A 21,415-nucleotide genomic window follows, 5' to 3' on the forward strand; every position below is an offset into this window, starting at 1 on the left:
TCAGAACGCCTCCCCGATCCGCGCGAACACGAGCAGGCCGCGCTCGGCGAGCTTTCCGGCCTCCACGAAACGGTAGCTCACGTCGACCGAGAGCGGTACGTACCAGAGCCGCAGGCGTGGCCCGAGGCCGGCCGCCACGGCGAGCCCGTCGGCGAACGGGTTCGCTCGTGCGCCCGCGCCGCCCGCGTCGACGAAGATCGTGAACCCCGCTTGTTTCAGCGGCGGAAGGTAACGGAGCTCGAGCGACGCCTCGGCGAGCGAGAGGCCACCTGCGACCTCGTCGCGGCACACCGGCGGGTCGTTCGGCTGGGCGCCGGGCACGCACGTCTGCGCGAGCGGGGACAGACGATCGCGGCCGAAGCCACGCATGCCGAACGCGCCACCGCCGAAGAGGCGCGGGCCGAGCGGCACACCCGAGCTGCCGTACCCCGTGACCCACCCGGCCGACGCGCGCCCCGCGAGCGAAAACGAGCTCGAGAGCGGCACGAACCCGCGGGCCTCGGGCGCGACCTGGAGGTACGTGCCCGCGTTCTCTCCGGGCACGGGGCTCGCGGCCGCGCGGAGGGCGAGGAGGTGCCCGCTCGTGGGCTCCACGGGATCGTTCCTGCCGTCCCACACGAGGGCGCCCGACACCTCGGCGCCGATGTAGGTGTTCTTCTTGGCGAGCGCCAAACGCGCGCGTTCGTCCTCCGAGAACGGGCCGAAGTCGATCTGCCCCGCCGCGCGGAACATGGCGTCCACGTCGACGAACACGCCCTTCGTGATCGTGGTGCGGAGGCCGGGCCCCACCGTGAATTCGCGCAGGTGGAAGCCGGGGTAGAGCTTGTCTTTGTAGGCGACCGAGAAACGCCCGTCGCCCGTGCGCCCCACGAGCCCGGGCCTCACGTAGCGGAGGAGGGCGTCGCCGTAGAGGCCCGTGGGCTGGTCGGTCTCGTCGCGGTACAAGTACCCGAAGCCCACGCGCCCACGCACGATGAGGTGGTGCTGCGAGCCGAAGACGTTGCGCAGCTCGACGCCGGCGCCCGCCGTGAGATCGATGCGCGTCGGGTCGAGCTCGGCGGTGCCGCGCAGCTTCACGCGCGCCTTCGGGGCTTCGTCCACGTGCACCACGAGGTCGATCGTCTCGGGCACGTCGCGGCGGGTGAGGTTCCCTTCGGCGTCGATGCGCTCGTCGGGGACGACGCCGCCCGAGTCGGGCACGTCGCCCAAGTACTGCTCGACGTCGGCGCTCGTCGACACGACGACCTGCGTGAAGGCGCCCGTGTCGAGCAGATCCCTCTCGGCCCGCTCCTTCTCGCCGAGCGAGAACGGATCTCCCGTGCGCAGGCCGAGCCGCTCGCGCACGTCGGCCTCGTCGACCTTCTTGCTCCCGTCGATCGTGATCGTGCCCACGCGGGTCCGCGGCCCCGGGTCGCACAAGTACACGACATGAATCTTCTTTTCGGCGCGATCGAGGTACGACCGCACGTACACCTTGGCGTGCCCGTAGCCCTCGCGCTGGAGCTCCTGGGCCATGTCGTAGCGGGCGATACGCAGGACCTCGAGGTCGTACTCGCCGCCCGGCTTGGCCTTCACGTAGGCGTCGAGCGACACGCCGCTCGGGAGGTTTCGGAACCCCACGTCGGCGAGCCCGTACCGTATGCCTGCATCGTACACGAAGGTGAGCGTGGCCTTCTTGCGGGTCTCGTCGAGGCGCACGGTAGGCTCGCCGACCACCGCGTCGAAGTACCCGAGCGTGGCGAGGTAGGTCTGGATGCGCCGCCGATCCTCGGCCACACGGAACGCGTTGTACTTGCGCGGCGTGTAGAGCGCCGACGCGACGCGCGAGCCGAGCTTGCCCACGAGGGGCCCGGTGTCCACGTCGGCCGTGCCCGGCTTCGGCTCGATCGTGACGCGGGTGAACACGATGTCGGTGTCGCCCGGCACCTTCTCGACCGGCGTCTGCGCGCAGCCGAGCGCGGACGGCACGAAGGCCGCCGAGACGAGCCACAAGGCCCACCTCGCCCCGCGACGGGCGCGCCGATCTTCGTCCGAAAGAACCACCAGGCCTGCATGATCCCTCGAAACCGGCCCCGCTCGAAGACGATTCTTGCGCCTTCGTGAGGAACGCACTGCGTCGATTGCGCGGCCGAAGGCGTTTCGGCCGCCGAGGCCTGTGCTAAATCGGCCGTAGATGGTCGCGCCGCGCCGAAAGCCTTGGCTTCTCGTGATGCTGCGTACGGTCGTGCTCGCCCTCGTGGTGCCCCTCGCGAGCTCCTTCGCGCTCCCGGCGTGGGTGGCCTTGGTCGCCCCCGAGACGCACCTCTGCCACTGCCCGAAAGACCACTCCGACTGCCACTGCGCCAAGTGCCACACCGACGGCGACGGCGACCTCGCGCTCACGACGGAGTCCATCTCCGGCAAATGCGGCGACGACGACGTCCTCTACGGTGCGTCGAAGATGATCGCGGTCCTCCCGGCGCCCGTGCTCGTGCCGAGCGTCGTCGTGTCGATCGCCGAGCTCCCGAGCGTGCCTCCTCCTGCGCTCGCCGGAGCGCCGAGGTCGCGCCCTCCCACGCCTCCTCCACGCCTGCCGAGCTGACGGCTCGAGCCCGCGTCGCGTCGCGTGCATGCCCGCGCATGCCGTGCGCCTCCGTGCGCTCGTAACCGTCGAGAAAAACGAGTCTTTTTGCTCCTTTTTCGGCGCGGCGCCGCGGCGCACGCCCATGCTCGTGTGGAGTTTTTCCAAATGACCGCTCGTCTCCTCTCGGGCGCCGTCTCGGCGCTCGCTCTCTCGTCGTTTGCCCTCCTTCCCCTCGTCGCGTGCAGCGGCGACGACACCCCGGCGACACCCGATGCCTCGTCGCCCACGCCCACGGCGACGCCTACGTCCACGCCCACCACACCCCCGACGTCGAGCTCGGTGCCCGACGCGGCCCCGGCACCGGACGCGGCCGATGCGCAGCCCGCCACGATCGACGTGACCGTCGCCTTCGCGGCCAAGGTCGGCGCGGCGGCGTGGTCGTGCACGGCCACGTACCCCACGATGGGCACGACGCCCGTCACCGTCGAACCCAAGGATTTCCGCTTCTTCGTGAGCGCCGTGCGCCTCGTGAAGAAGGACGGGACCAAGGTCGCCCTCACCCTGCCCGACGACGGCAAGTGGCAGGCGAAGGGCGTCGCCCTGCTCGACTTCGAAGACGGCACCGGCACCTGCACCGACGGAAACGCCGAGACCAACACGCAGATCAAGGGCAAGGCCCCGGCGGGCGAGTACGTCGGCCTCGCGTTCGACGTCGGGATCCCCTTCGCCGAGAACCACCTGAACCCGGCGACGCAGCCCTCGCCGCTCAACGCCATGCAGATGCACTGGAGCTGGCTCGGCGGCTTCCGCTTCATGAAGATCGACGTGCAGCCGAAAGGCGCCGCCGACGTGGTGCTCCCGCGCTTCAACCTCCACCTCGGCAGCACCGACTGCGTGGGCGATCCCGCGAACGGAACGGCCGTCACGTCGTGCGCGCGGCCGAACCGCGTGCCCGTGGAGCTCGCCGCGTTCGACGTGACGAAGCAGAAGGTCGTCGTCGACATCGCGCCGCTCCTCGCGGGGGAGCTCACCGCGAACGCGGGAGGCCCGCCGGGCTGCATGTCGGGCAAGACCGACCCGGAGTGCTCGCCTGTCTTCCCGAAGCTCGGCCTCGACTTCACGACGGGCTTGCCCTCGGGCACGCAGGCCGTCTTCAAGGCCGAATGAGCACGAAGAGCTTGGTTTTGCTGGGGAGCGCGGTCGTCGTGGCCGCGCTCGCCGCGTGCTCGTCCGAAGCGTCACCCGGCGCCGGTCCGGCACCCGACGCCTCCACGAAGCCCGCGCCGAGCGTCCCCGACGCCGCCTCGGACGGCTCCACCCCCGACGCCCAGGCCCCCGCCTACGTGTGGGATCTCCCCAAGGGATTTCCCTTCCCGCGTGTGCCGAAAGACAACCCGATGAGCGAAGCGAAGGTCGCGCTCGGCCGTCGCCTCTTCTTCGACGTCCGGCTCTCGGGGAACGAAAAACAATCGTGTGGCTCGTGCCACGACCCGGCGAAAGCCTTCACCGACGGCCGCGCGACCTCGCTCGGCTCGACCGGCGAGGCGCACCCCCGGGGCGCGATGTCGCTCGCCAACGTGGGCTACGCGGCGGCGCTCACGTGGGCGAACCCCATCTTGCTCACGCTCGAACAGCAGGCCGTCGTCCCCATGTTCGGAGACGCCCCCGTCGAGCTCGGCCTGAAAGACGAGGCCACCCTCGTCGCGCGGCTCGCCGCCGACACCGAGTACCCCGCGGCCTTCGCGAAGGCCTTCCCGGGCGCCGAGAAGGCCATCTCGCTCGATCACGTGACGAAGGCCCTCGCCTCGTTCCAGCGCACGATCGTCTCGGGCGACTCGCCCTACGACCGCTACCTCCGGGGCGAAACCTCGGCGATCACCGAGTCTCAGAAGCGCGGCGGCGCCCTCTTTTTCTCGGAGAAGGTCGAGTGTTACCACTGCCACGGGGGCTTCGCCTTCAGCGACTCCGCGGTCTCCGAGGGCTCGTTCTTCGAGCTCTCGTTCCACAACACCGGGCTCTACAACGTGGACGGCAAAGGGGCCTACCCCGAGCCGAACCGCGGGCTCGTCGACGTGACCGGCAAACCCGAGCACATGGGCCGCTTCCGGGCCCCCACGCTCCGGAACATCGCCGTGACCGCGCCCTACTTCCACGACGGCAGCGCCAAGACGCTCTCCGACGTGCTCGATCACTACGCCGCGGGAGGTCGCACCCTCCCGACGGGCCCCTTCGCCGGGGACGGGAGCAAGAGCCCGCTGAAGAGCGATCTCTTGATCGGCTTCACGCTCACTCCGACCGAGCGCGAGGACCTCCTCGCGTTCCTCGAGAGCCTCACCGACACGGCGTTCCTCCAGAACCCCAAATTCAAAGACCCTTTCTCGAAGGTCTCTCCATGAACAAGACGAAGCTCGGCGCGGCCCTCGTGGCCGCTCTCGTGGTGGCCGCCTGCCAGGCCGAAACGACCCCCCAAGACGACGTGACCGGCGCGTGCGCCGCCATCGTGAAATGCCACGGAAAAGCCGGCGCGCTCGCCGAGGAGTGCCACGACCTCGGTCACGCCGGAGACGACGTCGCGTGCGCGAAACGAAAGGACGAATGCCTCGCCGTGTGCAGCGCCGAGAGCGACGCGTCCGTCGACACGAGCGCCCCCGTGCAAGACGCGTCCGCCTCCGACGCGAGCGACGCGGCCACCCCCGCGTGTGTCGCGTACTGCGGGTGCATGGTCGAGGCGTGCCTCGGCAAACCCAAGGTGCCCTTCACCGACACGGCCTCGTGCCTCACCCGGTGCGCGGCGTTCTCGTCGGCCGAGGTCACCTGCTTCTCGGCCTTCTGCGCCAAGGCCAAGGCCGGCGGCACCCACGACTGCGAGCACGCGGGAGGCACCCTCGGCCTCGTCGAGTGCCCGTAGCGGCGCCACCGTCGACGAATGGGCGTGGCGCCTTCGCCGTCGGTTTTGGGCCGGGACCCAAAACCAGGAGGTGGGGCCCCAGCGGGCTGTGCCCGTGGGGCGGAGGACGGAGTCCTCCGGTGACCAGGCTTTTCTGCCCGAAGCCCGCGCCTCTTGACGGACGAACGCGGGGCGTGTAGCCAACTGAATCGCGATTCAGTTCGCGTGGCATTGTTCTCAAAACGAAGGCACGGAGGTCGTGATGGCCGTCGATATCAAGAAGCTGTTCAACGAGGAGCTCCCGGCGGCGCTGGCCAAGAACGCCGACGACGCGAAGACGATCGGCGCGAAGTACCAGATGAACATCACCGGCGAAGGCGAGTGGTTCATCGACGTCTCGGCCACGGGCGCGACCTGCGTTGCCGGCAACCAGGCCGCCGACTGCACCATCACGATCGCCGCCGAAGACTTCCAGAAGCTCATCGAGAACCCGCAGGCCAACGGCATGCAGCTCTTCTTCGCGGGCAAGCTCAAGGTCGCGGGCAACAACGTGCTCGCGATGAAGCTCCAGAAGCTCTTCTCGTACAAGTGAGCGACGTAGGTCGCGCCCCGGCGTGACCTCTCCCCGAAGCCCCGCAGGCCTGTGCGCTTGTGGGGCTTCGTCGTGTGACCTCCTCGAACGCCCAAGGACGATCGCCCATGCAGCCCCTCGCCAACGTCAAGGTCCTCGACCTCACCCGCCTCTTGCCCGGCCCGTTCGCGTCGCTCGTGCTCGCCGACCTCGGAGCGCGCGTCGACAAGCTCGAAGACACCCAAGGGGGCGACTACATCCGCCACATGCCGCCGCACATCGGCGAGCACTCGGCGCTCTTCGTGGCCCTGAACCGCAACAAACGGAGCTGCACGCTCGACCTCAAGAAGCCCACCGCGCAGGCCGCGTTCCGCAAGCTGGTGAAGAGCTACGACGTCGTGTTCGAGCAGTTCCGCCCCGGTGTGCTCGACAAGCTCGGGCTCTCCCACGCGTCGCTCCTCGCCGAGAACCCGCGCCTCGTCGTGTGCGCGCTCACCGGCTACGGCCAAGACGGGCCCCTCGCGAAGCGCGCCGGCCACGACCTCAACTACCTCGCGCGCGCCGGCGTCTTGGGCTTCCAAGGCCCGGCCTCGGGCCCTCCCCAGGTGCCCGGCTTCCAGCTCGCCGACGTGAGCGGCGGCCTCTTCAGCGTGCTCGGCATCGTGTCGGCGCTCTACGAGCGTGAGCGCACCGGCAAGGGCCAAATCGTCGACGTCTCGATGATCGAGACGAGCCTCGGGTTCGCGAGCCTCGGCTTCGGCGCGCAGCTCGCCGGGCAGCAGGCCGACCGCGGGAACGACGCGCTCACGGGCGGCATCGGCCCCTACAACACCTACGCCACCAAAGACGGCCGCGCGATGACCCTCGCCGCCTTGGAGCCCAAGTTCTGGATGGGCTTCTGCGCCGCCGTGGGCCTCGAGGCCGACATGGGCGCGCTCATGCCGGGCCCCCACCAAGCCGAGCTCAAGGCGAAGCTCGCGGCCCTCTTCGCGGAGCGCACGCTCGACGAATGGGTAGCGTTCGCACGCGACAAGGACGTGTGCCTCGAGCCCGTGCTCACCCCCGAAGAGGCCACCCAAGACCCGCACCTCCGCGCGCGCGGCGTCTTCTTCGAGATCGAGCACGAGGGCCAGAAGCTCCCCCAGATGCGCCTCCCGCTCACCCCGCGCGACAAGGTGCACACCGCGCCGCCGAAGCAAGGCGAGCACACGCGCGAGGTGCTCCGCGAAGCGGGCCTCACCGAGGAAGAGATCGCGGCCGCCACGGCTTGAGGCTCGCGGTGTGCGCGAGAGGGAGAGAAGGTAACGCCACGCCCAGGAACGTCCCTCCGCCCGCGCTTCCACCAATCCGCTCAGAGAGCCGGAATTTGCCGGGCCGGACGTCAGAAGAGGGCACGACGCATGAGCCGGGCTCGCCCCTCGTCGCTCTGCCGTCTGATCGCTCTACGTGGCCGTCGGCTTCGCCCGCGTGCGCGCGAAGTCGGTAAGAATTCGTGGCCGCCGTCGTCATCGAAGTAGAGCAGTGCGGCGTTGGCCTCCGCGGGAGAGCGATTTGGAAAAGCTAAAGATCGAAGTCGACCTCGTCGTGCCCAGCGACGTCGCAGCGTGCGATCGCTGCGTCGAGCGCATCAGCGCTTCGCTGAAAGGGCGCAAAGGTCTCGAAAAGATCCACATCGACGCCGCGGCTGGCAGCAAGCCGACTTTGTGTCTCCACTTCGATCCGGAGGTTATTGGGCTCGAGCACGTGCGCCGCCTCGTCTCCAACTCCGGGGCTAGCCTCGGCGCTCGCTTCGCGCACCTCTCCGTCGAGGTCGAAGGGCTCCGCCACGAACGCCAAGCGAAGATCGCGGAGGCCGCGATCGCGTCGCTCGCGGGCGTGCTGAGCGCAAAGGTCGCGTTCGGCTCGAAGCGTCTCCTGGTGGAGCTCGATGCCACAGTCACCACGCGTAAGGCGGTGCTCGCCGCGCTCCCAAAGGCCGGCCTCACCCTCAAGGCTGACGCGTCGGACCGCGTCCCGAAGGCAGCTCCTGCGGCCAAGAAGCCCCACGCCGAGGGCGACGGGTATGACCACGGCCACGATCATGCCGAGAACGACGACGACCATTCCGCGGAAGTTGAGGCGGGCGGCGACCACGAAGGCCACGCGCACGGTCCCGGCGGTCACAAGCACGGAGGACCCTTCGGCGAAGCGTCGGAGCTCGCCTTCAGCCTCGGAGCCGGGCTATGCACCGGCATCGGCTGGGGGCTCTCCAAGGTCGACGTGTCATCGAGGGTGAGCACCGCGCTCTATGTCGCCGCCTACGTGCTCGGCGGGTGGTTTACGGTTAAGGAAGTCTTCGTCGCGCTTCGAGCGAAGAAGTTCGAGATCGACTTCCTCATGCTCGTCGCGGCGGCCGGAGCAGCGGCGCTCGGCAACTGGCTCGAGGGGGCGCTCCTGCTCTTCCTCTTCACCCTCGGGCACGCGCTCGAGGGCTACGCGATGGGTCGCGCTCGAAAGGCGATCGCCGCGCTCTCGAAGCTCGCGCCACCGACGGCCCTCCGGGTCGACAGCGATGGCACCGAGACCGAGGTTCCCGTCGCGAAGCTCGCGGTCGGCGACCGCGTGCTCGTGAAGCCCAACAGCCGCGTGCCCGCCGACGGCTTCGTGGTCGCTGGCTCGAGCAGCATCGACCAAGCGCCCATCACGGGCGAGAGCGTGCCGGTCGAGAAGCGGCCCGTTCCGGACGCCGAGACGGCCGCGAAAGATCCCAACGCCCTCCCGCCCGAGCACCGCGCGTTCGCAGGCACCATCAACGGCGCCTCGGCGCTCACCGTGGTCGTGACGCGGCTCGCCTCCGACAGCACCCTCGCGCGGGTCGTGAAGATGGTGGCCGAGGCGGAGACGCAGAAGTCGGCGACCCAGCGATTCACCGACCGCTTCGAGCGCATCTTCGTGCCCACGATCGTGATTGGGGTCGTTCTTCTCGCGTTCGCGTGGGTCGTCGTGGACGAGCCGTTCGCGAAGTCGTTCTATCGTGCGATGGCCGTGCTGGTCGCGGCGAGCCCGTGCGCGTTGGCGATCGCGACGCCCTCCGCCGTGCTCGCCGGTGTCGCTCGCGCGGCCCGCGCGGGGGTGCTCGTGAAGGGCGGGGCGCACCTCGAATCGCTGGGCACGGTCGACGTCGTCGCCTTCGACAAAACAGGCACCCTCACCGAAGGAAGGCCGAAGCTGACCGAGGTCGTGCCGGCAGCGGGCATCGAGGAACGCGAGCTCCTTCGCATCGCGCTCGCGGTGGAGAAGAGCTCCGATCACCCCCTCGCCAGTGCGATCGTCGAAGGGGCCACCGCGCGCCTGTCGGCGGAGGACCAAGCGACGAAGGCCGAAGGGGTCGAGGCGATCATCGGGTTTGGCGTGCGCGCCACCGTCGACGGCGCAGTGGTCGAAATCGGCAAGCCCGGCCTCTTCACCAAGGACGCTCCGCTTCCGGGCGCGATCGCCTCCACCGTCGAAGCGCTCCAAGGCAAAGGCCGCACGCTGATGGTCGTGCGCGCAGGCCAGCGTTTCTTGGGCGTGGTCGGCGTCATGGACACGCCACGCGAGAACGCGTCCCGCGTCGTCGCCGAGCTCCACAGCCTCGGCGTTTCGAAGACGCTCATGCTCTCCGGCGACAACCAGCGCGTCGCCGAGGCCGTGGCGGCCACGGTCGGGATCCGCTCCGTCCGCGGCGATCTGCTGCCCGAGGACAAGGTGAAGGTCGTCGCCGAGCTCGCGAAGACGACGAAGGGGGTCGCCATGGTGGGCGACGGCGTCAACGACGCGCCAGCGATGGCTCACGCCACGGTAGGGATCGCGATGGGCGCTGGGGGCTCCGACGTCGCGCTCGAGACGGCCGACGTCGCGCTCATGGCAGACGATCTCAGCGCTCTCCCGTTCGCGGTAGGGCTGAGCCGCAGCGCGCGAGCGATCATTCGTCAGAACCTCTTCATGAGCCTCGGGATGGTCGCCTTTCTCATCCCGGCCACATTGTTCGGCTTCGCGAAGATCGGCGTCGCCGTCGCGCTGCACGAGGGTTCCACCGTCATCGTGGTCATCAACGCCCTTCGCCTGCTCGCCTACCGCGACACGCGAGGCAAAGCGTCGGCGCGAGAGCGCTAGGCGCTCGTGGGTTGATCCACCGGCGAGCAGCACCGGCGCTCGAGGCAGCCGCAGTCGGCGCACGACTGCGGAGCCGTGGTGCCGCAGTGGGCGCGCAGCGTGTCGCGGAGCAGGGCGCGCGCGCGCGACAGGCGCACGGTGAGCGCGTTCGTCGTGACGCCGAGCGCAGCGGCGACGCTCGCGATGCTCTCGCCCCGGGCGTCGACCCGCTCGAGCACCTCGGCATAGACAGGACGCAGCCGGCGGGCCTGCACACGGACACAGAAGCACGGCGGGCCGGCGCTCTCTGCCATCACGTCGCCCGCTTCCTCGAAATTGCCGCGGACGCGCTCTTGACGCCCGTGCGCGCGCGCCACGTCGGTGGCCTTTCGGTCCACGATCCTCGCGACCCACGCGTTCGCTCGGCCCCCGTCGCGAAGCTCCCCGGCGTGGACGAGCGCGGCGATGGCCGCGTCCTGCACGACGTCCTCCGCGTCCGCCGTGCTTCCGACCCGCCGCCGGGCGCGGCTCACGAGCCGGGAGCGGTCGTGCCGCCAGGTCGAAAATAGCCCTGTATGTGCGGAAACGTCCCGAGGCATCTCCTCATACATACACGATTTATCAATTGATGAAATGAAATTCCTTCGTAAGGCCCGGTCACGGCGCGCGTCAGTGCAGCGAGGCGCCGCGTTTGCGAAGAGCACCATCCACTTTCGTCGCCGTCCTGCTTGCCATGGCTCTCACGCTCGGTGCCGTGGGGGCTCGGGCCGACGGAGCCGTCCCCCAAGCCACCTCCAGCTCCGGTCCTGCGCCGAGGCCATCGCGACCGCCTCCTGACGAAGCGGCCCCTCCCGTAAAGCGCCAGGCGTTCGACGGCTCTGTGGCGCTCGGAGGGGAGCAGCTCCGCAAGAACCTGCCCGAGCTCGTCTGGAGCCGAAGCTACGCGCGGTTCGGCGCCGTCAACACGATCGTGATGCTCCTCGGCGGCGCGACCACCCTCGCGACCGCGATCGTCCCGCCGATCGAGGGCAACCGGCGCTACGGCGGAGTGCTCTTCGACGAGGCGGCCAGGAACGCGCTACGCGCTCCGACCGCGCAGGGGCGCTACATCGCGCGCGACACGAGCGACGTTCTCTTGTCGCTCTCCCTCACGTACCCGTTCTTCGTCGACGCGCTCGTGTCGGCGTGGTGGTTCCGCGGTAACGCCGATGTCGCCCGGCAGATCGCGCTCATCGACGCGGAGGCACTCGCCATCACGGGCACCCTCCAAGGCGTCACCAACGTGATCGCGGCGCGCGAACGGCCGTACGGGCGCACCTGCGGCGCCGAAACGCCGGAGGACAGCATCGACTGCACCACGACAGGGCGGTACCGAAGCTTTTTCAGCGGTCACGCCGCGTTCGCGTTCACCTCGGCGGGGCTCATCTGCTCCCACCACCTCTACCTCGGGCTCCTCGGAAACCGCGCCGCCGACATCAGCACGTGCGTGGCGAGCTACCTCGGAGCCGGCGCCGCAGCGACACTCCGCATCGTCGGCGACAACCACTACGCGACCGACGTGCTCACCGGTTCGGTCGTGGGGGCCGCTCGGCCTCCTCGTGCCATGGCTCCACTACCGAGGTTTTCGGCCGACGGCCTCCGTCGGCGGGTTCGACGTCCAGCTTTCGCCGGCCACGAACGGCGCGAGCCTCACGGGGACGTTTTGAGCGCGCGGGCTCACCAATTGGTGGGCGTGGCGCTGCTCGCGAGCGCGCTCCTTCACGCGGAGGGGGCGTACGGGGCCGATGGCGCAGCGCCCAACGACGAGGCCTCCCATACGCCGCGTCCTTCTCCGTTCGACTCGCTCGTCGAGCCGGAGAGCAAGCGGAGCTGGGCAGAGGGCTCGCGGCGGCTCTTCGTAGGCACGACGCTGGACGTCGGCTTCCTCTACCTCCGGCCGCGCGGCGCGGTCGGCTATGGCAAACCGCACTACGCCTGGATCGGAGTCGACGGCAACCCGACGATCTCGGCCTGCTGGACAGCGACTTTACGGAGCTCGGGCTCCGGTGGCGATGGGCCACCGACTAGGGTCGCGACGTGTCGCGCACGGTCGGTAGTCGGTAAGGATCCGGCCCCTCCGACGTCATCGCTATAGAACCCGCCTCCTCGAACGCGAGCACCATGAAGCCGCTCCCCGCCGCCATCCTCATTTCCGCGTTTCTCCTCTTCGCGACCCGAGCCCGGGCCGAGACCGCGTGCGCCACGCTGACCCGCGAAAACGTGGGGCCGTGCGCCGTCGCCGCGAGCCCGGACGTGCGCGCCGCCGCTCTCACCGTCACGGCGCGCCAGGCCGAGATCGGGCGCGCGCGTGTGCTCCTGCCCTCGAACCCGACCCTCGGGCTCTCCTTCGCCGGCCGGCGCTCCGCGGAAGACTCGGCGTTCAACGCGTATGCGCAGCTCGGGCAGGAGATCGAGATCGGCGGCCAGCGCGGCGCGCGGGGCCGGGAGGCGGAGGCACGGGTCGGAGCGAGCGAGGCCACGAAGGTCGTCGTCGCTCGCGACATCGCCGCGGACGCGCTCACGGCCTACTTCGAGGTTCTCGCCGCGCGCGAGGAGGTCGCGCTCCTGCGGCGCGTGGAAACGCTCGCGACGCGCGTCGCCGACGTGGCGAGGGCGCAGGCGAAAGCGGGCGCGGGATCCGAGCTCGACGCCGACGTGGCCGAAGCGCAGGCGCAGAAGCGCACGCAGTCGCGGATGGTGACCGAGGGCAAGGCCGCGGCGGCCGAGGTGAGGCTCTCCCGGCTCGTTGGCCAGACCGCGATCGTCGTCGATGGGAAGCTCGAGCCGCTGGTATCGCCGGCGCGGCAACAGCCGGGCGCTCAGGTGCTCGCGCTCCAGAAGGAGGCTGTCGCACTCGATGCGCAGGCCAGCGTCCTCAACCGGTCGCGTATGCCGAACGTGACGGTGTCGGTCTTCGCGCAGAGCGACGGCTTCCGCGAACGCGTCCTCGGGGCCGGGCTGTCGGTCCCGATTCCGCTGCCCGAGCCGCTAGGACGGTCGCGCGCGAGCGATATCGCCGTGGTCCGCGCCGAGGCCGACGCCACCCGCGCGGAGGCTGAAGCGAAGCGCGCCGGGCTCTCGCGCGAAGCGGACGCCCAGCAGGCCGAGACGGAGGCGCTCGCGCGGGCGGCGGCCAGCATCGACGACGCGCGCGCTTCCCGCGCCGAAGCCAGCCTCGGGAAGCTCGCCGAGGAGGTAGAGAAGGGCCGCCTCCAAGCCCGCGAAGCGTTCGTCGCCCAGGACGCGCTCACCGAGATGCTCGGCCAGCGTATCGCCGCCAAGCGCGAGGCCTGCCTCGCGTCCGTCAAGCTCGCCGCGCTCCGCGGCGCTCCTCTCGATCGAGGTGCTCGATGAACCGTGCAGTACGCGTGCTCGTGACCACGTTGGCTCTCGCTTTCGTCGCGCTCCCCGCGTGCAAAGGCAAGAGCGCCCCCGAGAAGGCCGATGAGCCGCGCGCGACCGAGGACGGCGGCGAGGCCGAGCACGACGAGCTCCCCAAGGTGGTGAAGCTCGACCCCGAGCCACGCGCACGCGCCGGAATTCGATCCGAGCCCGCCAAGAAGGAGACGCTCGCCAAGACGCTCACGCTCTCGGGTGAAATCGTGGCCGACCCCGACCGAACGGCGAAGGTGTCGTCCCCCGTCGCCGGTCGCCTCGAGCGGGTGGCGATGCGCGAGGGAGCGGTCGTGAAAAAGGGCGACGTGCTGGCCGAGCTTCGTGTGCCAGACCTCGGCCGTGCGCGCGGGGCTCTCCTCTCCGCCACGGCGAAGGCGAAGGCGGCGCGCGCCAACGAGGCACGCCTCAAGGGTCTGTTCGAGTCGAAGATGACGTCGGAGCAGTCGTATCTCGATGCGAAGGCCGAGGCCGACGCCCGCGATGCGGAGTCGCGCGCTCTCGCTGTCGAGCTTTCCGGCCTCGGCGCGGGAGGAGGCGAGGGGGGCGTGCTCCTCGCGCTTCGGGCGCCGGTCGCGGGCTCGGTCGTCGCGCGCGACGCCGTCGTCGGTCAGCCCGTCGCGCCCGAACAGGTGCTGGGCCAGATCACCGACCTCGCTCAGGTGTGGTTCCTGGGTCGCGTCTTCGAGCAAGATCTCTCGTCGCTGACCGTCGGCGCCAAGGCCGACGTCGTCCTCAATGCGTTCCCGCGGACCACCGTGCCCGGCGTCGTCGAGGCGATAGGTCAAAAGGTCGATCCCGGCGCGCGAACGGTGGTCGCGCGCATCCGCCTCGAGAACCCGTCGGGCAACCTCCGCCTCGGGCTCTTCGGCAAGGGGCTCGTCGCGATACCGGAGCTCGCCGCCGCCGAGCCGGTGCTCGTCGTGGCGCGCTCTGCGGTCGTCGACGTCGCGGGGAAGTCGGTCGTCTTCGTGGAGGACAGCCCCGGCTCGTACACGCGGCACGACGTGACCCTCGGGCTCTCGGCACCAGGCAAGGTGCAGGTGCTCGGGGGGCTCCGAGAGGGCGAGGCGGTGGTCGTCGCGGGCGTGTTCACCCTCAAGAGCGTGCTCCTCAAGGGCTCGATGGCGGAGGACGACTGACATGGCGGTCCTCTCCTTCATCGTCGCGTTCGCGCTGAGGAACCGCGCCGTGGTTCTGTTGGCGTCGCTGCTGTTCATCGCCATCGGCGTGCGCGCGGCCGTCACTCTCCCGGTCGACGCCGTTCCCGACATCACCAACGTTCAGGTCCAGATCATCACCGCATCGCCCGCCCTCGGTCCGACGGAGATCGAGAAGATCGTGACGATCCCAGTCGAGCGGGCGCTCGCTGGGATCCCGAAGGCGACCGAGGTGCGCTCCGTCTCGAAGTACGGCCTCTCGGTCGTGACCGTCGTCTTCCAGGACGGGACCGATATCTACTTCGCTCGCCAGCAGGTGAACGAACGCATGCGCGAGGCGCAGGAGGCGATCCCGGCTGGCTACGGCCGGCCCGAGATGGGCCCGAACTCGGGCGGGCTCGGGGAGATCTTCCAGTTTACCGTCGAGAACGACGCGCTCACGTTGATGCAGAAGGAGGAGGTCCTCGACTGGCAAGTGGCGCCCGCGCTGCGGACCGTGCCCGGCATCGTCGAGGTGAACAGCTTCGGGGGCGAGGACCGCCAATATCAAATCGAGCTCGATCCGGGCCGCATGCAGGCCGCGGGGCTGTCGACGGCGCAGGTCATCGAGGCCCTCCAGAAAGCGAACGCCAACGCGGGCGGTGGCTACCTCGAAGCCAATCGCGAGCACGTCGTCATCGGGACCGACGGCCTCGTGCGCAGCCTCGACGACCTCCGGAACGTCGTCATCGCGGCCACCCACGAGGGCGTGCCGATTACCCTCGCATCGGTCGCCGACGTGCACTTCGGCGGCCGGCTTCGACGCGGCGCCGCCACGCGCGACGGCAAGGGCGAGACCGTGCTCGGTGTCGCGATGATGCTCCTCGGCGAGAACTCGCGCACGGTCACCGCGGCGGTGAAGGCGAAGCTCGCGGCGATCGAGCCCTCGCTCCCTCCGGGGACCAAGCTCGTTCCGTTTTACGACCGCTCGGTGCTCGTCAACCGCACGACGCGCACCGTGGGCAAGAACCTCGTCGAAGGCGCCGTGCTCGTGATCGTCGTGCTGCTGGTTCTGCTCGGCGACTTGCGCGCGGGGCTGGTGGTGGCGGTCGTCATTCCGCTCTCCCTCCTCTTTGCCGTCACGGCCATGAACGCGTTCGGGCTCTCCGGAAACCTCATGAGCCTCGGCGCGATCGACTTCGGGCTCCTCGTCGACGGCGCCGTCATCATCGTCGAGAACGCGGAGCGGCGGCTGTCGGAGGCGCGGCAGCAACGTGGCCGTGATCTCACCGACGAGGAGCGCACGCTCGTCGTCGAGACGGCGACCCTCGAGGTGCGATCCGCGAGCCTCTTCGGCGAAGCGATCTTGACGATCGTGTACCTGCCCTTGCTCGCGCTCACGGGTATCGAGGGCAAGATGTTCCGGCCGATGGCGACGACCGTGCTCCTCGCGCTCGCCGGGGCGTTCGTACTCTCGCTCACCGTCGTGCCGGTCCTCACCAGCATGGTGCTCGTGCCACGCAAGGAGCACCACGAGACGTGGCTCCTCCGGAAGATTCACGCCGCGTTCGTCCCGGTCCTCGGCCAGGCGTTCAAGCGTCGCGCCTTCGCGGTCGGCGGCGCCGTGGCGGTGTTGGCGATCGCGGTCGCGTGTGGCACTCGGCTCGGGGCGGAGTTCATTCCCCAGCTCGACGAGGGCGACATGCTCGTCGAGGCGCGGAGGCTCCCGGGCGCCGCGCTAACCGAGACGGTTCGCACGGACCTCGAGCTGCAGCGCGCGCTCTTGAAGATCCCCGAGGTGAGCCACGTCGTCGCGCGCGCGGGAGCACCCGAGGTCGCGACCGATCCGATGGGCGTCGAGCAGTCCGACGTGTACGTGTCACTCAAAGAGCGCAGCGAGTGGCGGAAGGGGCTCAGCCGCGAGGCGCTCTCGAAGGAGATCGCCGAGGTCGTCGAGAAGGAGGTCCCCGAGATCGCCGGCGGTGTCTCCCAGCCGATCCAGATGCGAACGAACGAGCTCGTCGCGGGCGTGCGTTCGGACGTGGCGCTCCTCCTCTACGGTCCCGATCTCGACGAGCTCGCGCGCGTAGGCGAAGCCGCAGCGAAGGCCATCCGAGGCATCGACGGCGCCGCCGACGTGCGCGTCGAGCAGGTGGCGGGCCTGCGCTACCTGCGCATCGTCCCCGATCGCCGCAAGCTCGCGCGCTACGGCCTCACGGTCGACGACGTGAACCAGCTCACCGAGACGCTCTCGGTAGGTCACCCGGTCGGGGAGGTGCTCGAGGGGGAGCGCCGCTTCTCGATGGTGGTGAAGACCCGCCACGGCTACGACGGCGACGTCGAGCCGCTCCGTGGGCTCCCGCTGCGCGCGGTCACGGGCCAGGTCGTCCCCCTCGGCGACGTGGCCGACGTCACCTTCGTGACGGGCCCGGCGCAGGTTAGCCGCGCGAGCCAGTCGCGGCGTCTGACCGTCGAGTTCAACGTCCGCGGGCGCGACCTCACGACCGTCGTTGCCGAAGCGCGCGCCGCGGTCGAGAAGGCGCAGAAGCTCCCGACCGGCTATCGCGCCGAGTGGGGCGGGCAGTTCGAGCACTACGAGGAAGCGCGCGGCCGCTTGATGGTGGTCGTCCCGATCGCGCTCGGGCTCATCGGGTTCTTGCTGTGGCTCGCGTTTCGCTCGGGCAGGCTCGCTGCGCTGATGTTCTTGAACGTGCCCTTCGCCGCCGTGGGAGGTGTGATCGCGCTCGCGCTGCGCGGGATTCCATTCTCGATCTCGGCCGGGGTCGGTTTCATCGCGCTCTTCGGCGTCGCGGTGCTCAACGGGCTCGTGCTGGTGTCGTTCGCGCGAGATCTCGAGGCGGCGGGCAAGTCGCACCTCGAGGCGATCCGAGAGGCCACGGAGCTCCGCCTTCGGCCCGTGCTCACGACCGCGCTCGTCGCGTCGCTCGGGTTCATCCCGATGGCCATCTCGACGGCCCCCGGGTCGGAGGTGCAGCGGCCGCTCGCGACGGTGGTGATCGGAGGGCTTGTGAGCGCGACGTTGTTGACGCTCGTGGTTCTGCCGGTGGTCTATGCGTGGCTCGCGCCGAAGGTGGAGGAGGGGACCCCCTCGCTACGGCCGCCTCCCTCGCTGCGCCCAGGGAACCCGTGATGCTCGGCGTGGGACGGGGCGATGCGCACCCGCTTTGCGCTCTTCGCGGTCGGAGCGTGGCTTCCGTCGTGCGCAGCGGTGTCGGGAACGGTCGGGCCAGCGAGGCGAAGACGGCGCTCCAGTGCGCGTCACTCGATGCCGTCTTCGCTCCCCTCACCGCTACGGCAACATCCGGCCGCAGTTCGAGCTCTACCGGGGCTGCGGCAAGTACGCCGTGCTTCGGTGCACGTACACCACCGAGAACAGCGCGTGCATCACCATCGAGGCTCTCGACGCCAAGACGGCCGAAGCCGCGGCGCCGATGAGCTTCGGTGATAACTGACGTCGTCGCGCCAGCCTCATGTCTATCCGGGTCTACGGTCGCCTTCGCGACCGCCTAAGCGCACCGAGCACGAGGAGCGCGCTGACCGTTGCCCACCACGTACCGCCGGCGCCTCCCGAGATACCGCACCCACCACCTGCGAGGTCCGTCCCATCCAGGGGCTGCAGTTCCGAAAGTGCTGCGTCCGTCGTCTGGCCGGGCGGCAGCGACCCTGCGTCGTTCGCGGTGCCTGACGGAGCCGGGGATGCATCGGGTCGCGCAGCCGCGTCGGGTAGCGCTCCGGCATCGGCAACCGCGCTGTCGGCTTCGATGGCCGCGTCGCCCTGGGCGTCGCTCCCTGCGTCCTCGGGTCCCGCGTCGATCGTAGGCAACGCCGGGTCGAAGATCTCCGCGCTCGCGACGAGGATAGGACCAGGGTTACGTCCACCGACCGCGATCGCCCGGCCGTCCGACAGCGCGGTCGCCGTGTGCCCGTACGCCCGCAGCGCAGCACCCCGAAACCTCTGGAACGAGAGGGTCGCCGGATCGAAGAGCTCGCCGTCGGAGAACCCCTCCACCAACGATTGGCCCGCGACGAAGAGCACGCGGCCGTCGGGCAGGGGAGCCGACGCGAGGTCGAACCGCGCGCGCGCCATCGGACCGACCGTCGTCCACGTGTTGGTGCTCGGATCGTAGCGGTCCACACGCGCGAGCGCTTCGTCGGTCGCGTTGTATCCGCCCGCGAAGAGCACCGTTCCGTCCATCAGCACGGCCGACGCATGCAGGGTGCGCGGCGCCGGCATCGGGGCGAGAGACGCCGCGGACGCCCAGCCGGTGCCCAACGTGTAGAGCTCGAGGGACGCGAGCGCGCCGCTCTCCGGGTCGGTGCCTCCGCCCACGAGGACACGCCCGCCCGAGAGCGCGACGGCAGTCTGGAAGTAGCGAGTCGTGTTGATCTTGCCGGCGGGCACGAACATGCCGAGGGCAGGGTCGTAGCGCTCGGCCTCGCGGAAGTGGTCGCCCGAGTTGTCGTAGCCCGCGCTCACGAGCACCGAGCCGTCGCCGAGCGGCGTCGCGGAGTGACCGGCGCGAGGCACCGCGAGGCTGCCGGTAGTGCGCCACATCCCGGTCGCGGGGTCGTAGATCTCGGCGGTCCCGAGCACGTCCATTCCCATGTTGGTGAGGCCACCCGAGACCAGTACCTCGCCGCCGAGCAGAGCCGAGGCTGCGGCGTCACGCGCTGTCGCGAGCGAGCCCGTAGTCGCCCACGCGCCTTGAGACCAGATCTCCGCCGTCGTCACTTCGATGGAGGTCGAAACGGGATCCGTGGTCTGGCCACCTGCGACGAGAACGCGATCGGGGGCGCCCGGGAGGAGGACGGCGACGTGACCGTGGCGAGGGGCGGCGAGCTGCATCGTGCTCGTCCACGCCGGATCGACGACGGCGGGATAAACGAGCTTCGAGGGGTCCCACGAGACCCGGACGCGACACGCCTCGGCGCCCGGGGTCACGACGGGCCGCCCGAACGGCGCTCGCGGTGAGCGGTCGAGATTGCAGCCCACGACGTCGACATGAGCGGGCCGCACTGTGCCCGCGCTATCGACGAGGTAGGGCGCCGCCATGCGAAGGCGTGGGGCCCCGCCCGCGTCGAGGAGCTCGAGGGTCCGCGCGACGAGGCGCAGGCCTGCGACTCCGCGGCCGAGCCGGACCTCGTAGTCGACGCTCGCGCCCGCGCGCTCGGCCGCGACGACCACCCAGTCTTCGCTCCCGCCTTCGATCGGACGGGCGATGACGTCGCGTCCGTCGCCGACGGCCCGGTAGAGGAGATGGCCGCGCGTGGCCTCGGCACCGACATGAGCCACGCCGAGCATGCGCACCGTCGACGCGACCCCCGCCGACTCGAGCTCCAATGCTCCGTCGGCGTAGCGCGCGAAGCGCACGCGCGAGCCCTCGGACACGATCGCGTCCTCACGTGCCTCGTAGGCAAACGTTCGCGGGCCGAACAGCTCGGACGAACTCCGTCCAAGAGCGGGTCCCCACGCGAACGCGCTCGCGATCGCGTCGAACCGAGCGACGGCGGCGCGGGTGCCAGTCATGGCAACCGGTCGGTCCTCGGCGCTACGCGAGCACCCACTCGCCATGGCGGCGGCACACATGGCAACGGCACCGCCGAAGAACGAGCCCAGCATCGCGGAGCGTCTCATCGCTAGCCTCCCGGTCGCGCAAACCACGCCTCGGGGCGCCTGGTCGCCTCACGGGTATACGCGACCGGCGACGTCGTCGCCATTCGAAACGAGCGGTCAGTGCAGCCTCGAAGGCAGTCTGAAAAAAGCTGTAAGAATCCGGCCGGCCCGGCGTCAGTGAAATGAAACCTGCGTACGCCCCAGCGGCTGCGCGTTCACCTCCGAGGCTCCCGATGGTTGTTCACTCGCCCTTCGCGCGCGTGTTGCCGCGCGTTAGTACGGCGCTCCTCGCCATTGCCCTGTCCGCTTGCAGCGCTTCGTCGACGACGACGCAGGCCGAGCAAGACAAGGGCCTTGAAGGGGAGGGAACGGGCACCCCCACCGGCACGGAGACCAACCCGTACGGCAAGCCGTATCCGACCGCACGCATCGGTACGAAGGCTTCGACCCACAAGAAGACCGCGGCGGGCACGCCGGGCGACGTGATGAAGAACTTCAAGTTCTACGGCTACCCGAAGGGCGACAAGTCGCAGGGGCTCCAGCAGGTCTCGCTCGCCGACTACTTCGACCCAGAGGGCAGGGCCTACCGGCTCATCCACATCCAAGCTGCCGGCGTTTGGTGTGGACCCTGCAACCAAGAGGCGAAAGCGGCGGCCCCTCTCTCCGACGAGTTCACCACCAAGAAGATCGGCTGGATCACCGCCCTCGTCGAGACGTCGAAGCGCGGCGCCCCCTCGGTGCCCTCCGACCTCGACAAATGGCTGACATCGTACCCGTCGAACTTCTCGCACGTCCTCGATCCGAACAACGCGCAGTTCGGCGTCTTCTTCGATGCGGCCGCCATCCCTTGGAACGGTGATCTCGACGCCCGCACGATGGAGATCCTCTACGCCGCCACCGGTGGCCTCGCGACGCAGGAGGCCATCCGCGAGGACCTCGATGCCTGGCTCCGGTTCCTCGACACGTACCCCGCGGCGAAATAGCCGCCGCCCCCGAACCACCGAAAGCCCTCGTCGCACAACGAACCGCTCCCGAGAGAGCGCGAGGCCCGCGCGAATGTCGTTCCTCTGTCGCC

16 protein-coding genes are annotated in these 21,415 nt (G+C 69.8%); 13 read left to right on the forward strand and 3 right to left on the reverse strand.

Going from position 1 to position 21,415, the window contains the following annotated elements; translation table 11 throughout:
* Positions 1 to 1,992, reverse strand: coding sequence for a BamA/TamA family outer membrane protein (locus IPK71_08270; protein ID MBK8213731.1), 1,992 nt, complete (start codon positions 1,990 to 1,992; stop codon positions 1 to 3).
* A gap of 214 nt (positions 1,993 to 2,206) precedes the next feature.
* Here IPK71_08270 and IPK71_08275 point away from each other — a divergent pair, with 214 nt between their 5' ends.
* From IPK71_08275 to IPK71_08305, 7 genes are all read left to right on the forward strand, one after another.
* On the forward strand, positions 2,207 to 2,581 hold the full coding sequence (locus IPK71_08275) for a hypothetical protein (protein MBK8213732.1): 375 nt from the start codon (positions 2,207 to 2,209) through the stop codon (positions 2,579 to 2,581).
* A 147-nt stretch (positions 2,582 to 2,728) separates the two neighbouring features.
* Positions 2,729 to 3,730 (forward strand): metallo-mystery pair system four-Cys motif protein, encoded by a 1,002-nt coding sequence (locus tag IPK71_08280; GenBank protein MBK8213733.1) that lies wholly within the window; start codon positions 2,729 to 2,731, stop codon positions 3,728 to 3,730.
* Positions 3,727 to 4,959 (forward strand): di-heme enzyme, encoded by a 1,233-nt coding sequence (locus tag IPK71_08285; protein ID MBK8213734.1) that lies wholly within the window; start codon positions 3,727 to 3,729, stop codon positions 4,957 to 4,959. The genes IPK71_08280 and IPK71_08285 overlap by 4 nt, the downstream gene beginning before the upstream one ends.
* Complete coding sequence (locus IPK71_08290; protein MBK8213735.1) at positions 4,956 to 5,471, forward strand: hypothetical protein; 516 nt, start codon at positions 4,956 to 4,958, stop codon at positions 5,469 to 5,471. The genes IPK71_08285 and IPK71_08290 overlap by 4 nt, the downstream gene beginning before the upstream one ends.
* A 241-nt stretch (positions 5,472 to 5,712) precedes the next feature.
* The gene (locus tag IPK71_08295; protein ID MBK8213736.1) at positions 5,713 to 6,042 is read left to right on the forward strand and encodes an SCP2 sterol-binding domain-containing protein; all 330 of its coding nucleotides are present in this window, start codon (positions 5,713 to 5,715) and stop codon (positions 6,040 to 6,042) included.
* A gap of 107 nt (positions 6,043 to 6,149) precedes the next feature.
* Positions 6,150 to 7,292 (forward strand): CoA transferase, encoded by a 1,143-nt coding sequence (locus IPK71_08300; protein ID MBK8213737.1) that lies wholly within the window; start codon positions 6,150 to 6,152, stop codon positions 7,290 to 7,292.
* A 280-nt stretch (positions 7,293 to 7,572) separates the two neighbouring features.
* The gene (locus IPK71_08305) at positions 7,573 to 10,155 is read left to right on the forward strand and encodes a heavy metal translocating P-type ATPase (protein MBK8213738.1); all 2,583 of its coding nucleotides are present in this window, start codon (positions 7,573 to 7,575) and stop codon (positions 10,153 to 10,155) included.
* Here IPK71_08305 and IPK71_08310 read toward each other — a convergent pair.
* A complete protein-coding gene (locus IPK71_08310; protein MBK8213739.1) occupies positions 10,152 to 10,667 on the reverse strand; it encodes a sigma-70 family RNA polymerase sigma factor in 516 nt (171 codons plus the stop codon). The genes IPK71_08305 and IPK71_08310 overlap by 4 nt on opposite strands.
* A 347-nt stretch (positions 10,668 to 11,014) precedes the next feature.
* Between IPK71_08310 and IPK71_08315 the strand changes: the two genes are divergently transcribed.
* The 5 genes from IPK71_08315 to IPK71_08335 all read left to right on the forward strand — a co-directional run bounded on the left by IPK71_08315 (position 11,015) and on the right by IPK71_08335 (position 18,178).
* Positions 11,015 to 12,268, forward strand: coding sequence for a phosphatase PAP2 family protein (locus tag IPK71_08315; protein ID MBK8213740.1), 1,254 nt, complete (start codon positions 11,015 to 11,017; stop codon positions 12,266 to 12,268).
* 26 nt (positions 12,269 to 12,294) lie between these two features.
* Positions 12,295 to 13,527, forward strand: a complete 1,233-nt coding sequence (locus tag IPK71_08320) for a TolC family protein (protein MBK8213741.1) — start codon at positions 12,295 to 12,297, stop codon at positions 13,525 to 13,527.
* Positions 13,524 to 14,708, forward strand: coding sequence for an efflux RND transporter periplasmic adaptor subunit (locus IPK71_08325; GenBank protein ID MBK8213742.1), 1,185 nt, complete (start codon positions 13,524 to 13,526; stop codon positions 14,706 to 14,708). Before IPK71_08320 ends, IPK71_08325 begins: the two co-directional genes overlap by 4 nt.
* A gap of 1 nt (position 14,709) precedes the next feature.
* Entirely contained in the window at positions 14,710 to 17,856 is a 3,147-nt protein-coding gene (locus tag IPK71_08330) for an efflux RND transporter permease subunit (protein ID MBK8213743.1), read from the forward strand.
* 121 nt (positions 17,857 to 17,977) lie between these two features.
* Entirely contained in the window at positions 17,978 to 18,178 is a 201-nt protein-coding gene (locus tag IPK71_08335) for a hypothetical protein (GenBank protein MBK8213744.1), read from the forward strand.
* 32 nt (positions 18,179 to 18,210) lie between these two features.
* Here IPK71_08335 and IPK71_08340 read toward each other — a convergent pair whose 3' ends face one another.
* Positions 18,211 to 20,253, reverse strand: coding sequence for a hypothetical protein (locus tag IPK71_08340; protein ID MBK8213745.1), 2,043 nt, complete (start codon positions 20,251 to 20,253; stop codon positions 18,211 to 18,213).
* 320 nt (positions 20,254 to 20,573) lie between these two features.
* Between IPK71_08340 and IPK71_08345 the strand changes: the two genes are divergently transcribed.
* Positions 20,574 to 21,323, forward strand: coding sequence for a redoxin domain-containing protein (locus IPK71_08345; protein MBK8213746.1), 750 nt, complete (start codon positions 20,574 to 20,576; stop codon positions 21,321 to 21,323).
* Positions 21,324 to 21,415 lie beyond the last annotated feature (92 nt).

The organism is Myxococcales bacterium, assembly GCA_016712525.1.
Lineage (GTDB): Bacteria > Myxococcota_A > Polyangia > Polyangiales > Polyangiaceae > JAAFHV01.

Excerpts from the sequence above, each read along its gene's own strand:
- IPK71_08295 (MBK8213736.1), top strand. The coding sequence starts at position 5,713 with ATGGCCGTCGATATCAAGAAGCTGTTCAACGAGGAGCTCCCGGCGGCG.
- IPK71_08345 (MBK8213746.1), top strand. The coding sequence starts at position 20,574 with ATGGTTGTTCACTCGCCCTTCGCGCGCGTGTTGCCGCGCGTTAGTACG.
- IPK71_08325 (MBK8213742.1), top strand. The coding sequence starts at position 13,524 with ATGAACCGTGCAGTACGCGTGCTCGTGACCACGTTGGCTCTCGCTTTC.
- IPK71_08290 (MBK8213735.1), top strand. The coding sequence starts at position 4,956 with ATGAACAAGACGAAGCTCGGCGCGGCCCTCGTGGCCGCTCTCGTGGTG.
- IPK71_08280 (MBK8213733.1), top strand. The coding sequence starts at position 2,729 with ATGACCGCTCGTCTCCTCTCGGGCGCCGTCTCGGCGCTCGCTCTCTCG.
- IPK71_08340 (MBK8213745.1), bottom strand. The coding sequence starts at position 20,253 with ATGACTGGCACCCGCGCCGCCGTCGCTCGGTTCGACGCGATCGCGAGC.
- IPK71_08285 (MBK8213734.1), top strand. The coding sequence starts at position 3,727 with ATGAGCACGAAGAGCTTGGTTTTGCTGGGGAGCGCGGTCGTCGTGGCC.
- IPK71_08330 (MBK8213743.1), top strand. The coding sequence starts at position 14,710 with ATGGCGGTCCTCTCCTTCATCGTCGCGTTCGCGCTGAGGAACCGCGCC.
- IPK71_08320 (MBK8213741.1), top strand. The coding sequence starts at position 12,295 with ATGAAGCCGCTCCCCGCCGCCATCCTCATTTCCGCGTTTCTCCTCTTC.
- IPK71_08300 (MBK8213737.1), top strand. The coding sequence starts at position 6,150 with ATGCAGCCCCTCGCCAACGTCAAGGTCCTCGACCTCACCCGCCTCTTG.